Below are 13583 nucleotides of genomic sequence, written 5' to 3' on the forward strand. Positions count from 1 at the left end.
CTATGGTGCGATACTCCGTTACAATGGATAAAACTCTGGCAGAAACGATCGATAAGTCTGCCGAAAAGAAAAACATGTCCCGATCCGAATGGATCAGTGAGGCGTGTGCGACCCGGCTCTCATCATCTCCTACTGCAGGCCCGGTCAGCACGACAACCCTTCCGTCAGCAGGGCCTGTGTTCGGGCCGGATCATCACAATATGGAGGACTACGATACCGTATATCGTAATTTCCATATCGATGTTCCCGAGTATTTCAATTTCGGATTTGACGTTATCGATGCCTGGGCGCATAAGGACCGGAACAAACTGGCGATGATCTGGTTGAACCAGGAAGGCGTGGAGAAAAAATTCACGTTCTGGGACCTGATGCGACTCTCCAACCAGATCGTGAACATGCTGATCAAGTATGGGGTTAACAAGGGAGATCGCGTCCTGATCATGCTCCCCCGCGTTCCTGAATGGTGGACGTTCACAATCGGCCTGATCAAGCGTGGTGCAGTCTATTGCCCTGCTCCTACTATGCTCACGGAAAAAGACCTGAAATACCGGATCAACCTTGCCGAAATCAAGATGGTGATCACCAATAAGGAGCATGCCGGCAAGATCGATGCAATCGCAAAGGAGTGCCCATCCCTGAGCTGCAGGATGCTGGTTGACGGCAAGCGCGAAGGCTGGATCAGTTACCCGGTGGAGTTGGACTACCCAGCCCCGGTCTCGGCAAAACTCGTCAACCTTCCGGGGATGAAGAAGACCCGGAGCACCGACCCCCTCGTGATCTTCTTCACCTCCGGTACTACGGGTGAACCCAAGATGGTGCTCCATGAGCACAGTTACCCCCTGGGACATATCGTTACGGCGCGGTTCTGGCATGACATCCGGACAACCGACCTCCACTACACGCAATCCGATACCGGGTGGGCCAAGAGCGCGTGGGGTAAGTTCTACGGCCAGTGGATAGAAGGGGCCGCAATCTTCGTATACGATATCCGGAGCAGGTTCAATGCCACAGAGATCCTGCCGCTCATCGAGAAATACGGCATCAACACGTTCTGCGTACCTCCGACCATCTACCGGATGCTTATCCTCGCGGATCTCGACAAGTTCGATTTCTCCGAACTGCGGCACTGTGTGAGTGCCGGCGAACCACTCAACCCTGAAGTGATCAAAGCCTGGAAGGATGCGACCGGTCTGACCATTTATGAAGGGTACGGGCAGACTGAGACCGTGCTCTGTATAGGGACATTCCCTGGCATGCAACCCAAGTTCGGTTCCATGGGGAAACCATCGCCCGGCTGGCAGATCGAGTTACATGACGATCATGGCAAGAACGTAGCTTTGCATGAAGAAGGCAGGATTGCAATCAAAACAAATCCTCGCCCGGTCGGCATGCTTCGTGAGTACCTCAACAACGCGGAGGAGAATAAAAAATCCTTTGTCGGTGACTGGTATTACACTGGTGACAAGGCATACCAGGATGAGGATGGCTACTTCTGGTTCATCGGGAGGGACGATGACGTGATCAAGTCATCAGGATACCGGATCGGGCCGTTTGAAGTCGAAAGCGCCCTGTTGGAGCACCCGGCAGTGCAGGAAGCCGCGGTGGTCGGTTCACCGGATGATATCCGTGGGCTTATTGTCAAGGCATTCATCATCCTCAAGCCGGATGTCAAACCCTCTGAAGGGCTCGTCCGCGAGATCCAGAACCATGTCAAGAAGGTTACGGCTCCCTATAAGTACCCGCGTGCTATCGAGTTCGTGGAAACCCTCCCTAAGACCATCTCCGGCAAGATCCGGCGCAATGAGTTACGCGACCATGAGCTGAAAAATTTCAAAAATGAGATGAGTAACGGAAAGAAGGCGTGAGTCTCTCTTTTACCTTACATTTATTTAATCGGGCGGGTAATCTATAAAAGCGCGAGGATCGCCGAGCCAGGTCAAAGGCGATAGGTTCAGGGCCTATTCCCGCAGGGGTTCGCCGGTTCGAATCCGGCTCCTCGCATTCTGTTTTCTGGTAATTTTTCCTTTCCAGCGTTCTCTTCCGGGGTTCATTATCTGGATGAAACCGTTTTTATGAGATGTGGTCCATTAGAAATTATTCCAGAGACCCGGGCATTGAAGGAAAAATGAAGACGGGCAGCTTATACCAGCATGAATGTGAAGATATAGAACGCGATCATCGGGATAAACAGTGCGAGGTATATCGTGCGGTTCCATTTCCAGATCGCCCCGCCGTCCATGGTCGAGATGGGCATCAGGCTGTAGACTGCAGTGATGATATTGATGGTAAACCCGACACCGCCGGCAACTGCCCAGAGCCCTCCGAACTGCACCATGGCAAGGAAGAGTACCATGAGGATGATACTCACGATCGGGCCGGCGATCATCTCGGTGCCCATCTCACGGACATCGTCCGATCCATCCTCGCGGTTCACGAGGTTCCGATAGGGCTGTGCAAACGCATTGCCATAGAGCCACGCGGTCAGGAACATGATGACTGTCCCAAGGCTCCAGAACTGGATATCGGTGTCATAGCCGTGTTTCGTGGCAAAATACCGGTGCGCGAAATCGTGGAGTACGACCGAGACCGCCCCGACGAGCATATAGATGAGCACCATTTGCAGGGTAAGTTCGGCCCGGTCCGCAAGCAGGAACGCGAGTGCCACCATGATCACGGCGGCTTCAACAATGAGCACCTCGCTTGCGGACAGGCCGAAGAAATGCTGCTCCATCTTCCGGGCCGCGATGCCCCGCGCCTCAATCTCTTTCTCGCTGATCTTCTCGACCGCATGCCCGCCAACGAGATCGGCGAGGAACTTTGCGGCCTTGAACCCGAGCTGCGAGAGCGCACCGATATTGGCGATCAGGATCTGGAGAACGACGACGCCGAGACTCGTCAGTATCGCGGCAAGCGCCATGAACTGCGGCGGGATGAACGCGGTTGTCGGCAGGTTCTTTTCAGTTGTTCCTTTTGCTTCCTGTATCAGGCCGATGATGCCTTCGGGCCGCTCTTTAACCGGGATCGACGGTACCGTTGCAGGGAACGGGGTTGGGCTGCTCGCATTAATGAAACTGGTCTGCATGAGGGCATCGCTGCCGAAATGGCTGGTCACTTTCAGCCTGACTGAATAGGTGCCGGGCTGCGTGTAGGTATGCGACGGGTTCTGTTCCGTTGAAGATGTGCCGTCACCGAAGTCCCAGTGCCATGAGATCGGCTTGTTCTTCGAGGTGTCCGCGAACGTCACCGTCAGCGGGAGCAATCCCTTGCGGAGGGTTGCTGAAAAATCCGCCTCCGGGGGATTGCCTACGCCGATGAATGCGGTCGCGGTCTGTGTGTCCGAGCCGTAGGGGTTGGTGACCGTGAGCCGGATCGTGTACTCCCCGTCAGAACGGTACGTGTGCGTAGGGTTCTGCCAGTCGGATCCGGTCCCGTCACCGAATTCCCACCGGTACGTCATCGGGGTATATCCCCGCGACGAATCGGAGAAACTGACCGTAAACGGGGCAGGGCCGTAGCGGGTGCTGGTAAAAAAATCAGCAACCGGTGGGTTGGTTACAGTGATGTAACCTTGCCCGGATTCATTTCCCGGGTCCGCTGCTACGGAAACCGGCAGGATGGTAAAACCGATAAGTGCAAAGAGCAGGAGGATGTGTGCAAGGTGCTTCATGGTTCACCCGGGATGATGTCCGCGAGAGCGGGGCAGGGGGATGTTTCCCTTTGTATCTGTTCTGATTTCCTCTTCAGCACCTTAAAGAAATTGGTTGGAGTGCACCGCGAGATCATCCATTATCATTTTGGTCTTTTCGGCCTGCTTCTTGAGAAAGACGAAGACAAAATGGACAACAACGGCGGCAAAAATGCCCGCCGCAAGGAATATGAGGATATCGATAATTGCCGTTTCCATGTGGATAAATATTCGCTGTACAGGGAAATGAAGATTGCAGATGCGACAGGACATCAGTCCTGGAGCAGGAGAAGAAAACCGCAAGGTTTTCTTCGACTTGTAAAAGGATACCGTATCCTATAACAGAAAAAAATCAGATTTTCTTCGAAACATCGCCTTTCATGACGTACTTTACCGTTATGAAGATCACGAGTGCAATAATCACGAAATCAATGATTGCCCCAATGAAATCTCCAAAAAGGAATTTGATCGGACCAACCTGTAATATTGATTCCCTCCAGTTACCGTTCGGGGTAATAACTGCAATAATCGGCATGATAACGTCAGCCACGGTCGAAGTGACCAGTTTTGTTGCAGCAGTACCTATGACGACTGCGACGGCAAGACCGATGACCTGGTACTTCTGGAGGAACTCCATGAATTCCTGTTTAAATCCCATAGTTCCCTTTCCCAGAGCACCAATTCCGCCTTCAAGAACCTTTTCAGCGTCACCGATTTTCTTTTCAACCATCAGAAATCACCTTAACAGAACCCGGAACGGGAAAACCCGTCTCCTGATATGAACGGTGATGTTAATACTGATTATAGTTTGGGTGAGTGTGGCAAATAGTGAACAGCCTTTTGAAAAACTGACGAAAAAGCGAGAGGGATCTCTCCTGCAGCTACACAAGCGGTTTGGGCTGCTGGTCTCCCAGCGACGGCAGTTTTGTTGGCTTGATTAAGACCTGTTCGCTGGTCTGCCGCATCTTTTCGATGATGAGTTCCTTTCCTTTTTTTGTCATGGCAAAAATGGGAATGGTGATACCTGCCTGCACAAGCGCCTTTGGACCGGCGGCTTCCCGGATGGTTTTCGACGCACACGAGGTCACGAGGTCGGATGCTGACACAAGCCTTTCTGCCTCCTCCTTCGTAAGCCCGGTGACATGGACGCCGAATATGAGGGTATCCGGATGGATCCTGCGGATGGTCTCGGCAGTCTCCGGCCGTGCCACCGTGACCGCGATCTTCCGGAACCCTTTCTTGGCGGCAAGCGCGACTCCGGCCAGCTGGTCGATCATGGCATGTTCCCGGTCAAGGACATGCCCTCCTCCGTTCTCGATCCGGTCGATGACCTGTGGATAGGGACAGGTTGAGAAAAGACCGGACATCCTGCCACCAACACCCTGGGCCATCGCAGGCCGCGTCACGACAACGGTCCCGGCCCCGTCACAGGCAAGCACAGCGGCGTCAATGAGTCCGGCGTGGAGGCCAAAGCTCAACAGTTCCGAAGCACCGAATCCGACGAACTCCCGGTTGTCAAGGACGTCCCGGTCGGGAGTGCACATGCCGAATGCCCTGATCCGGTGCTCGATATTCGACTTTACGGAGTCTGCACTGATATCCGGGATCGGGTATGCAAACCGTTTGGCAAGCGGACAGTCCATTATCCGTGCCTCGCCGACTTCCACGACCTTTCCGTTACGGATGACGATCCTACACCTGCCAATCGCTTCAATGATATGTTCGTCCCTGTCATGCGCCATGAAGTATCCTCACGTACCACACTATCGTTTTCGGAATTTAAGGAATATGGCATATCGGTAAAAGATGGTACGTGCGAAACAGGGATAACACATATGTTGAACAACGATGATAATTCTTCATGGGTGAGGTTTTACGGTTTACGGAGATCGATATCTGCCGTGGGATCGCGATCCTCATGATGGTGCTGTTCCATACTCTCTTTGACATCAGTTTTTTTGGGATCGGGCAGGTTAATGTAGAGGCTGGTTTCTGGAGATATTTTGCGTATGCCACCGCAACGTTCTTCCTGCTCGTTGTTGGAGTGTCGCTGGTTGTCAGCTACGCCCGGGCCTCAACGAGGTTGTCCGGTTTTTCGCTTGCGAAAAAATTCTTCCTTCGCGGTGCGGGTATCTTCGCGCTCGGGCTTCTCGTCACCCTTGCCACGTGGCTCTATCTCCGCGAGGGTTTTATCATCTTTGGCATCCTGCACCTGATCGGGATCTCGGTGATATTATCGCCGCTTTTTTTTCGTTTTAAAAAATACAACATCATACTTGGGATTGTATGCATACTGATTGGGTTGTTAGTGATCAGCCAGATGGGTCCGGTATACCTCCAGTTCTTTGGAATACAGGCAGCAGAGTCGTGGTCGGTGAATTATACGTCCCTGATCTCATGGAGTACTGCGGGGATGATCCTCCCGCTCCTCCTTCTCCCGCTCGGCATCCATGCGCCGGCGTTCTGGTCGGTTGACTACACCCCGCTCTTCCCGTGGTTCGGCATGGTGCTGATCGGTATGGGCATCGGGGAATTCCTGTATGGGGAAGGGGTACGCCACTTCACGGCGCCGCGACTGCCGAACTTTATTGTCGCGCCGCTCTCGTTCCTTGGCCGGCACTCGCTCGTGATCTACCTGGTGCACCAGCCAATGATCATCCTCATGCTTGCCGCGGTTACCAATACAAAGGTGCTGTAAAGCGATCGTGGGTTTTGCCCCCCTTTCGCACCCGGCCACGTGACCTTGGCGACCCCCCCGTCCCTGCTGACCTCCTGCATCGTCAAACTTTATGTCGGAAAACCGCATGCCGGTACGTACTGGCCCGAGCCGGATTTGATGGGGTCAGCAAGGGTGCAGGTGCGATCTTTTCATGAGGGGCGCTGACGGGTATGACTCCCCGGTTTCATAAGAACCAAGTGCGATGATGATGTATGCTGATGTATACATGAGTATTCGTGTTTTCAGTAACCGTTCACAAGATATTTACCTGATTGAACTGACTTTTTCTGATCATTAACAACCAGATTCTTGGAAGTTTTATTTGCACGGTGACCCAATGACCATCCTCCGCACAACTGGCATCCTGCTCATCCTGATGATCAGTCTCGTACTTACTGCCGGCTGCACATCCCTCACAGACGAAAAGAACCTGAGTGTCAACACTTCACAAACCCCCGGGCAGTCCGCAGCTTCCTACCGGGTCACCCTTCACCAACCCGTCGCTCAGTCCGATTACATAAAGATGGACACCGATATCTACAACATCGGCGAAGTCGTCGAATTCACGGTTACCAATGACGGTTCGGGAACGCTTGACTGTGCGGGCAATCCACCGTCATTCTCCGTGAAATTCCAGGGAATCAACGGGGTCTGGGTAACACGGATGGGGACAGAAAAACCGAATGAAACGACAAAATCCTCTCTGGAGCCCGGCAAGTCCACGCAGGTGTACCGGTTTGTCACTACCGGCTGGGACCCAAGCCGCTACCGGATCGTGCACGACTGTGGGATTGAACGCGAGATCCTGATCCGGGCACTGCCTGTCGCAACCCTGGCCCCAACAGCCTGCCCCACGGACAATGCTTCAAACACGACCCCCTGGATTAAGATCGATCCAATCGTCGACCAGTATGTCGCCCGCCCGTTCGCAATCATGGGTACCACAAACCTTCCGGCTGGTCACGAACTGAATTACACCATCTTCTCCATCCTGTCCCCGGAGCCGGCACTCTCCATTAACCCGGAAGGATCCTTCACAACCATCGTGCAGGAAGGAAGCTGCGGTACCAACACGTGGAGCGCGATGGGCGAAATCCAAGCGACCGGTGAATTTTTTATCGGGATTACAGACACAGAACGCAATGTTTCTGCAATCAAGCGGTTCGCCGTGTTGTCACCATAACTCCCGGATTCCGGAGAGAGGTACTCGTGGGAAGAGGTAATCCCTTATTTCTCCAGACCCCCTCTGTTGTATGTGAGCACTCCCATGATCCTTCGCATCTTCACCCTTATCCTCAAACCGGCAAATCCGCTGCAGTTCTCCCTGACGGAGTTCCGGTCGTCTCTTGCCCGCCAGCTTGCGGAGTATCCTGCACCAGCACTTCGCAGAAGTCCTCCCGAACGGTTTATCTATCGTTATCCTGCGATCCAGTGCAAGCAGGTCAAAGGCGAGCTGATGCTGATCGGCATCTTCCAGGGAGCAGGCATCCTTTTGCAGATGGCGGAAGGAGATCCGGAGATCACGATGGGAAACAACCGCTGCACCATCGCTTCGCGGGACAGGGAAATCCGCGATGAGGAATTCGGGATAACCGGCGGGATGCATGAATATGAATTTCTCACACCATGGCTTGCCCTGAACCAGCAGCATGCAAAAAAATTCTATGACCTGCACGGAAAACCTGCACGGGACGGATTCATGCAGAAGATCCTGACCGCCCACCTGAATACGCTTGCAAAATCCCTCGATTATACTCCCGCTGAACCTCTCTCCTGCACGGCACATGTCCGGTTCAGACGGGAACAGATCGATTGCGAAAATGTGATGGTATTCCTGGGAAAATTCAGGACCAATCTCCGTATTCCGGATTATCTGGGGATCGGGCAGTCTGTCTCACAAGGATTTGGGACACTTCGGGAGATCCCCGGGAAAAAGAGATCCTGCGACGCATATCCGGTGCAGTCCTGATGGTATTCGGTGTCGTCCTTATCCTGCCCCTCACATAATACCCATAAAGACCGTCAATGCCCGCATCATTTCACAATCAGTCCAGGAACAATGGCACGTCCCGGAAGCTTTCACCATCAAAGACGCCCCTATCGGTGACACGCAGCGACGGGATTACTGTCAGTGCGAGGAACGAGAGGTACATGAAAGGGTTTTCGATCCCCCCCATCTTTCTTGCGACATCATGCAGGACTTTCAACCGTCGGGCAACTTCCGGGTAGGGCAGGGTCGACATAAGGCCGGCACAATCGAGTGGCAGTATGACGGTTTCCATGCCGAGAACCGCTACCATGGCCCCCTGTGCACGGATTACCTGGTGAATGGCCTGGAGGATCGCGTCATCGCTCGTCCCGACAGCAATAATATTGTGGGCATCGTGTGAGATGCTGCACGCGATGGAACCTTCCCGGAATGCAAAGCCATGGGCGAGCCCGATGCCGCAGGGAGCATCACGGTACCGGTTGCAGACTACTACCTTCAGGATATCCCGGTCCAGATCAGGTATGTCCTCTGCAGAGCAGTCATAGCGGAGTGATGTGGTCACGATCTGGTCCGGGACAAGGCCGATTACCCGGGCGCTCCCGTTGCCGGAGATACTGATGGCTTCCCGTGACGGGACAGAGCAGTGAACAGAGGGAGGGAACGGGACCTGCGGTACATGTGATGATGCTTTTATCTCAGTCCCGTTGCGGAAGACCTGCCGGACAACGAACGTCTCCGGGTCGTCGACAATACAGAAGTCCGCCCTCCGCCCGGGAGCGAGTGCGCCCCTGTCACTAAGGCCGAACCGTTCAGCCGGGGAGAGTGTGGCCATGCGTATGGCAAGTTCCGGTGAAAGCCCATGAGCAACAGCCCTCCGGATACAGCGGTCGATGTGCCCCGCGTCCATCAGCAAATCGGCATGGCAGTCGTCGGTGGCAAAGCAGCATCGGGACACCGTTGCGGGCGTGACAAGCGGGATGAGTTCCTCAATATTCTGTTCCGTGGAACCCTCGCGGATGAAAATATACATCCCTTTTTTCAGCTTCTCTTCCGCCTCAGCAAACGTGGTACATTCGTGATCGCTCTGGAGACCGGCGAGGATGTAGGCATTGAGGTCCTTGCCGGTAAGACCCGGGGCGTGCCCGTCGCGTATGCATGAGAGATGGAGTTTTGCTGCAATGCCGGGGTCCGCCGCAAGCACACCCGGCACATTCATCATCTCGCCGAGCCCGAGGATCCCATCATCCCCGTTAAAACGGCGCAGGTCATCAGCCTCGAGCACGGCCCCTCCGACATCTGCCGGTGTCGCGGGCACACAGGACGGGAGCAGGTACAGGATATCAATTGCGGCCCTCTCATGTGCAGTGAGCATGTATGCCATCCCGGTAGAGCCGGCAACGTTGGCGATCTCGTGGGGGTCGGCGATTACCGTTGTCGTCCCGTGAAGGGCAACGAGGCGGGCATATTCGGTGGGCGTGAGTAGCGAACTTTCGATGTGGACATGGGCATCAATCAGGCCCGGCACAATATACTGGCCGGTACAATCCTGCACCATTTTCCCGGAATAATCCCCGATACCGAGAACATGCCCGTTCTTAATCGCTAGCGACCCTTCATCCCATAAACAGGTGAACGGGTTGAAGACGGAAGCATTCTCAAAGACCACATCCGCCGGTTCCAGCCCCCTGGCTGCATCTATCATTGTTTTTGAGAAATGGGCCATAAAAAAATCACACTACAATATCGCGGATCACTGCGGTCTTACGGTCATTATTGCTGAGCACATAGATATACAGTTTGTAACTGCCGGGTTCAAGCCTGACAGGGACAGCGACGATATTTTGCCCATTTACGAGCGTTGCTGGAGTATTCACTATGGTATACCTTTCCTGCGTCAGGTTTGCTATCCGGTATACCGTTACCTGAACACCGACATCAGCTGGATCACCAGTATGGCTGATATTCACCATGACGGAATTGCTGCTGTACCATGTATTCCCCACACCGGTAGAAATGCATCCGGTACAGAAGGAGATCATGACCAGCACCAGTACACCGGCAAAGACCGGATACACAGCTTGGGACATTAACCAGATGTAAAACCGTGCAACCATAAAATCCTGTTGGGAAACTCTCCTGTTTGTGTTTTAGTTGACGAGTCTCTATGGACGAAAACGTTCCAGCCATCTATTGCCATTTCTGCCTGCACTTTCATAAATCCATGCAGGTTGGCAACAATCCCGGGGTTCCTGCATAAAAAAGAAGAATAATCCAGGCATATTATTCCAAAAACCCAATAATGCAATCCCGAAAACAAAACATACCCGATCATACCATCGCTCATTAAATTCGCCTTCATGTGATAGCATAACGGTCATTGCTTTTTCCCATCATGAGGGAAGTCCGGGTAAAATGACATCCTGCCTTAATATTGGCGGTTTTTTAGCACAGACTGGGAAAAAGGTTCTTGTTGTGATTGCGATCCGCAGTCCAATGCAACTGTCGGATTCGTTTAAATCTCCCGGAAAACCGGCAGGAACATGTGTGATGTGTTCATGAGCAGTGCCTCGTAATTCCGGTTGTTCGGGGCCCGGTAACAGTGTGCCCTGTCCCGGAACCGTATTCAGGGCTAGAGTTTTTCAATGGTGACGCGTACTCGGTCACCGGCTTTCAGGTTATGACCTTTCGGGATGTCGATATTAAACCAGAGTGCTTCCGGATGATCCTGTGTGGGATCCTGTGACATCAGGCAGTCCTTGTGGTCGTTGATGTTTGCAACAAATTCTACCTCTGATTCAAATTCCAGAACTTTCGTCATGATAAAAAGAAGAATGGCTGTGGGGATATTCAGATGGCACGCGGGGTGACCATCCACGTTGTGCTGTTCGAATAACTCCACCGGATAATATCCAGTTCCTTACAGATCTCGGCAAGAATTGCCATGTTTGTTCCCACCTCTTTTGGCGAGAGACCAAGGTCTTTTGCAATATATTTGGATTTGAAATAGTGCTTGCCCTTGGTTATGCCAGAATTGAGATACAAAACGATCTTGTGCTGGGTCTCATTGTACGTCTCACGTAATTTTTTAGTTGTTGACATGTTGTGCCTCAGCATTAAAAACTCATATAGATCAACTGCTATATATAAATATCTAATAATCCTGCGAAAAATCCAGTCTTATTTTTTTTTCCCGGCCGATATTTCGACCAGAAAAATTATATCTCGCCCACCGGATGCGTAGTTTTCCATGAACATAATTACCATGTGTTCCGGGCGTTTCCGGGTCGAAATCAGCGGAATTCGGAAATTTTTTTGGTTTAATTCTGCTGCTGAACCTGAGCATCGGCAATCTTTTTGATGAGGGCTTCGAGCACCACATCGCGCATGCCTTCCACGAATTTTATGCTGCCAACAACAAGGTGGCCGCCGCCACTGATCCCGCCACCCGGGATCTCGACCCGGAGTTCCCGGACCATACGGGGGATATTCATGAGTACACCCCGTGACCTCAGGACGGCAAAATCCGGGCCAAACCCGATAGTGACTACCGGTTTTCCTGCATTCTGGCGGCAGAGACGGTCGTGAACTTCGCCACTTGTCTTGCCGGGAGGCGGGAACGTAAACTTATGGGCATGGATCTCCACATCGATAAGGAAGAGAAGTGCATCGTTGGCAAGGACACGGGGAACGACATGGGGCATGCAGGCGCTCATCTGGTCCTCGATCATGGTATTGGCGCCGTCCACCAGCAGCGCCACCAATTTTTTATGGCGTTCGGGTTTTCCGGTCAAGTTCAGGATATCCTTAATGATCTCGCGGCCGTCATTAAACCGGAGCCAGAATTGTTCGTAGTCGAGAGCGAGGGCAATATCCTTGCAGGCCTCTTCCGCAAATTGATCCCGGACAAGGGACAGGAAGAGGGCACGTTCCGGTGCCTCGCTCCGGTCCCCGACACCGGCAACGGCCGGCAGGTGGCGGATCAGAGATTCGACCTTGGGATTGATCAGACGGGCAACCTCCGTGCCGAGCATGCCGGCAGTGATCCCGAAATCGCCTCCGACATGATAGGGGTTGACATGGGCGAGCAGGTACTTGTCGATGGTTGCATCAGGGTGGTGGTGGTCGATGACAATAAAGGGAATGTCGTAAACACTCGCGATCTTGTACGAGGGTTCATCCTCCTCGGTGGAACCATTGTCGGTGAGGATGACAAGAGGCATCTTCTGCCCGAACCGGATATGGTCCTTAAGTGAAAAATCGAGGTCGCGGGTGATATCCTCGATCTCATAGAACGGGGCTTTCGAGGGCGCACGCTTAAAGAGGTAGTAATCTGCATCGAAGTCCCCTCCCGATTCCCGGATCAGGGACACAACTGCCTGTTCGATGGCGACAGCGGAACAGATGCCGTCGGCATCTGCATGGTGGCGGAGGATGATGGGCTGAGACGTGAAGACCGCTTTCCTGATGATCTTCGCGACCTTCTTCATCTCGGGACGGAGTTTCTCCATGACCTCGCTTTTAACAAGGAGGGGGATGTCCTCCGGCTCGGAACGGGCATCAAGGGCTTTCTCGATCCTTGCCTTGACTGCGACCGAATCATCTCCTGTCATCACGGTTATCGCATCGACCTCGATCTGGAGCTGGTTGTTGCGCATCATCACTTCGCCAATGACCTTGACGATATTTTCCAACTCGACTTCCGGGTACGCCCGAACGCCCGCCTCGACAAAGGCGGCAGCGTTCTGGGTACCGGTCTCGTCAACAACCGTAAAGATAGTCGGACCGCTGGTCTGCTTGATCTGGGCGACTTCCCCTTCGATGGCTACCGTTTTTCCCACTTTGGTGCTCAGATCAGCGATTCGTACGGTTGTTGACTTCCGTTCAATGTTCTGCACCTGGTAGACCTGTATCTGGATCTCTTCGAGATCGATGTTACCGTTCGGCCGGATCTGCCGGACCCGCACGAGAATCGAATCACGTTCCTTGTGATCGGCCTTGATGTTGCTTTTGTGGACAAGGCCCTTGATCCGGTCGTTCAGCTGGACAAACATCCCGAAATTGGCAAAACCCTGTACCTTTCCCTGATATACATTCCCTTCCTCGATGTCAGCAAGGTCACACCCTGTACCAAGCCGGTAGACGAGGACATCATCTTCACTGGTATTCTGCATATTTCTCTCTCACCACAC

At 53.2% G+C, this 13583-nt stretch carries 13 protein-coding genes and 1 tRNA gene; 6 read left to right on the forward strand and 8 right to left on the reverse strand.

Going from position 1 to position 13583, the window contains the following annotated elements; translation table 11 throughout:
• The first annotated feature begins 2 nt into the window (after nt 1-2).
• Together ABSG49_RS06380 and ABSG49_RS06385 are read left to right on the forward strand one after the other, a co-directional pair.
• Entirely contained in the window at nt 3-1865 is a 1863-nt protein-coding gene (locus ABSG49_RS06380) for an AMP-binding protein (protein WP_424025285.1), read from the forward strand.
• A gap of 51 nt (nt 1866-1916) precedes the next feature.
• Nucleotides 1917-2001, forward strand: a tRNA-Leu gene (locus tag ABSG49_RS06385).
• A gap of 139 nt (nt 2002-2140) precedes the next feature.
• Here ABSG49_RS06385 and ABSG49_RS06390 read toward each other — a convergent pair.
• On the reverse strand, nt 2141-3667 hold the full coding sequence (locus tag ABSG49_RS06390) for a PKD domain-containing protein (RefSeq protein ID WP_424025286.1): 1527 nt from the start codon (nt 3665-3667) through the stop codon (nt 2141-2143).
• 12 nt (nt 3668-3679) lie between these two features.
• Between ABSG49_RS06390 and ABSG49_RS06395 the strand changes: the two genes are divergently transcribed.
• Nucleotides 3680-4027 carry a hypothetical protein gene (locus ABSG49_RS06395; protein ID WP_424025287.1) on the forward strand — a complete coding sequence of 116 codons (348 nt, stop codon included), beginning with the start codon at nt 3680-3682 and terminating at the stop codon, nt 4025-4027.
• 10 nt (nt 4028-4037) lie between these two features.
• Here ABSG49_RS06395 and ABSG49_RS06400 read toward each other — a convergent pair whose 3' ends face one another.
• Together ABSG49_RS06400 and ABSG49_RS06405 are read right to left on the reverse strand one after the other, a co-directional pair.
• Nucleotides 4038-4415, reverse strand: coding sequence for an MscL family protein (locus tag ABSG49_RS06400; RefSeq protein ID WP_424025288.1), 378 nt, complete (start codon nt 4413-4415; stop codon nt 4038-4040).
• 151 nt (nt 4416-4566) lie between these two features.
• Nucleotides 4567-5427 carry a methanogenesis marker 8 protein gene (locus tag ABSG49_RS06405; protein ID WP_424025289.1) on the reverse strand — a complete coding sequence of 287 codons (861 nt, stop codon included), beginning with the start codon at nt 5425-5427 and terminating at the stop codon, nt 4567-4569.
• A 119-nt stretch (nt 5428-5546) separates the two neighbouring features.
• Here ABSG49_RS06405 and ABSG49_RS06410 point away from each other — a divergent pair, with 119 nt between their 5' ends.
• The 3 genes from ABSG49_RS06410 to ABSG49_RS06420 all read left to right on the forward strand — a co-directional run bounded on the left by ABSG49_RS06410 (nt 5547) and on the right by ABSG49_RS06420 (nt 8373).
• Nucleotides 5547-6383 carry a heparan-alpha-glucosaminide N-acetyltransferase gene (locus tag ABSG49_RS06410; protein WP_424025290.1) on the forward strand — a complete coding sequence of 279 codons (837 nt, stop codon included), beginning with the start codon at nt 5547-5549 and terminating at the stop codon, nt 6381-6383.
• A 358-nt stretch (nt 6384-6741) separates the two neighbouring features.
• Nucleotides 6742-7587, forward strand: a complete 846-nt coding sequence (locus ABSG49_RS06415; protein WP_424025291.1) for a hypothetical protein — start codon at nt 6742-6744, stop codon at nt 7585-7587.
• A gap of 72 nt (nt 7588-7659) precedes the next feature.
• Nucleotides 7660-8373 carry a CRISPR-associated endonuclease Cas6 gene (locus ABSG49_RS06420; protein WP_424025292.1) on the forward strand — a complete coding sequence of 238 codons (714 nt, stop codon included), beginning with the start codon at nt 7660-7662 and terminating at the stop codon, nt 8371-8373.
• A 76-nt stretch (nt 8374-8449) separates the two neighbouring features.
• On the opposite strand, the gene ade is transcribed toward ABSG49_RS06420, so the two are convergent.
• From ade to ABSG49_RS06445, 5 genes are all read right to left on the reverse strand, one after another.
• Complete coding sequence (gene ade, locus ABSG49_RS06425) at nt 8450-10096, reverse strand: adenine deaminase (protein WP_424025293.1); 1647 nt, start codon at nt 10094-10096, stop codon at nt 8450-8452.
• A 28-nt stretch (nt 10097-10124) separates the two neighbouring features.
• A complete protein-coding gene (locus ABSG49_RS06430; RefSeq protein ID WP_424025294.1) occupies nt 10125-10481 on the reverse strand; it encodes a hypothetical protein in 357 nt (118 codons plus the stop codon).
• A 542-nt stretch (nt 10482-11023) separates the two neighbouring features.
• The gene (locus ABSG49_RS06435) at nt 11024-11212 is read right to left on the reverse strand and encodes a hypothetical protein (RefSeq protein ID WP_424025295.1); all 189 of its coding nucleotides are present in this window, start codon (nt 11210-11212) and stop codon (nt 11024-11026) included.
• Nucleotides 11213-11241: 29 nt separating this feature from the next.
• A complete protein-coding gene (locus ABSG49_RS06440) occupies nt 11242-11493 on the reverse strand; it encodes a DUF7123 family protein (RefSeq protein ID WP_424025296.1) in 252 nt (83 codons plus the stop codon).
• Nucleotides 11494-11711: 218 nt separating this feature from the next.
• Nucleotides 11712-13565 (reverse strand): DHH family phosphoesterase, encoded by a 1854-nt coding sequence (locus ABSG49_RS06445; RefSeq protein ID WP_424025297.1) that lies wholly within the window; start codon nt 13563-13565, stop codon nt 11712-11714.
• Nucleotides 13566-13583 lie beyond the last annotated feature (18 nt).

It is taken from the genome of Methanoregula sp., assembly GCF_049510175.1.
In the GTDB taxonomy this organism is placed as follows: Archaea; Halobacteriota; Methanomicrobia; order Methanomicrobiales; family Methanospirillaceae; genus Methanoregula.

Bases quoted from the DNA above. Each gene is read 5' to 3' on its own strand.
- ABSG49_RS06405 (WP_424025289.1), bottom strand. From the start codon at position 5,427: ATGGCGCATGACAGGGACGAACATATCATTGAAGCGATTGGCAGGTGT.
- ABSG49_RS06445 (WP_424025297.1), bottom strand. From the start codon at position 13,565: ATGCAGAATACCAGTGAAGATGATGTCCTCGTCTACCGGCTTGGTACA.
- ABSG49_RS06410 (WP_424025290.1), top strand. From the start codon at position 5,547: ATGGGTGAGGTTTTACGGTTTACGGAGATCGATATCTGCCGTGGGATC.
- ABSG49_RS06435 (WP_424025295.1), bottom strand. From the start codon at position 11,212: ATGACGAAAGTTCTGGAATTTGAATCAGAGGTAGAATTTGTTGCAAAC.
- ABSG49_RS06440 (WP_424025296.1), bottom strand. From the start codon at position 11,493: ATGTCAACAACTAAAAAATTACGTGAGACGTACAATGAGACCCAGCAC.
- ade (WP_424025293.1), bottom strand. From the start codon at position 10,096: ATGATAGATGCAGCCAGGGGGCTGGAACCGGCGGATGTGGTCTTTGAG.
- ABSG49_RS06430 (WP_424025294.1), bottom strand. From the start codon at position 10,481: ATGTCCCAAGCTGTGTATCCGGTCTTTGCCGGTGTACTGGTGCTGGTC.
- ABSG49_RS06390 (WP_424025286.1), bottom strand. From the start codon at position 3,667: ATGAAGCACCTTGCACACATCCTCCTGCTCTTTGCACTTATCGGTTTT.
- ABSG49_RS06395 (WP_424025287.1), top strand. From the start codon at position 3,680: ATGATGTCCGCGAGAGCGGGGCAGGGGGATGTTTCCCTTTGTATCTGT.
- ABSG49_RS06400 (WP_424025288.1), bottom strand. From the start codon at position 4,415: ATGGTTGAAAAGAAAATCGGTGACGCTGAAAAGGTTCTTGAAGGCGGA.
- ABSG49_RS06380 (WP_424025285.1), top strand. From the start codon at position 3: ATGGTGCGATACTCCGTTACAATGGATAAAACTCTGGCAGAAACGATC.
- ABSG49_RS06415 (WP_424025291.1), top strand. From the start codon at position 6,742: ATGACCATCCTCCGCACAACTGGCATCCTGCTCATCCTGATGATCAGT.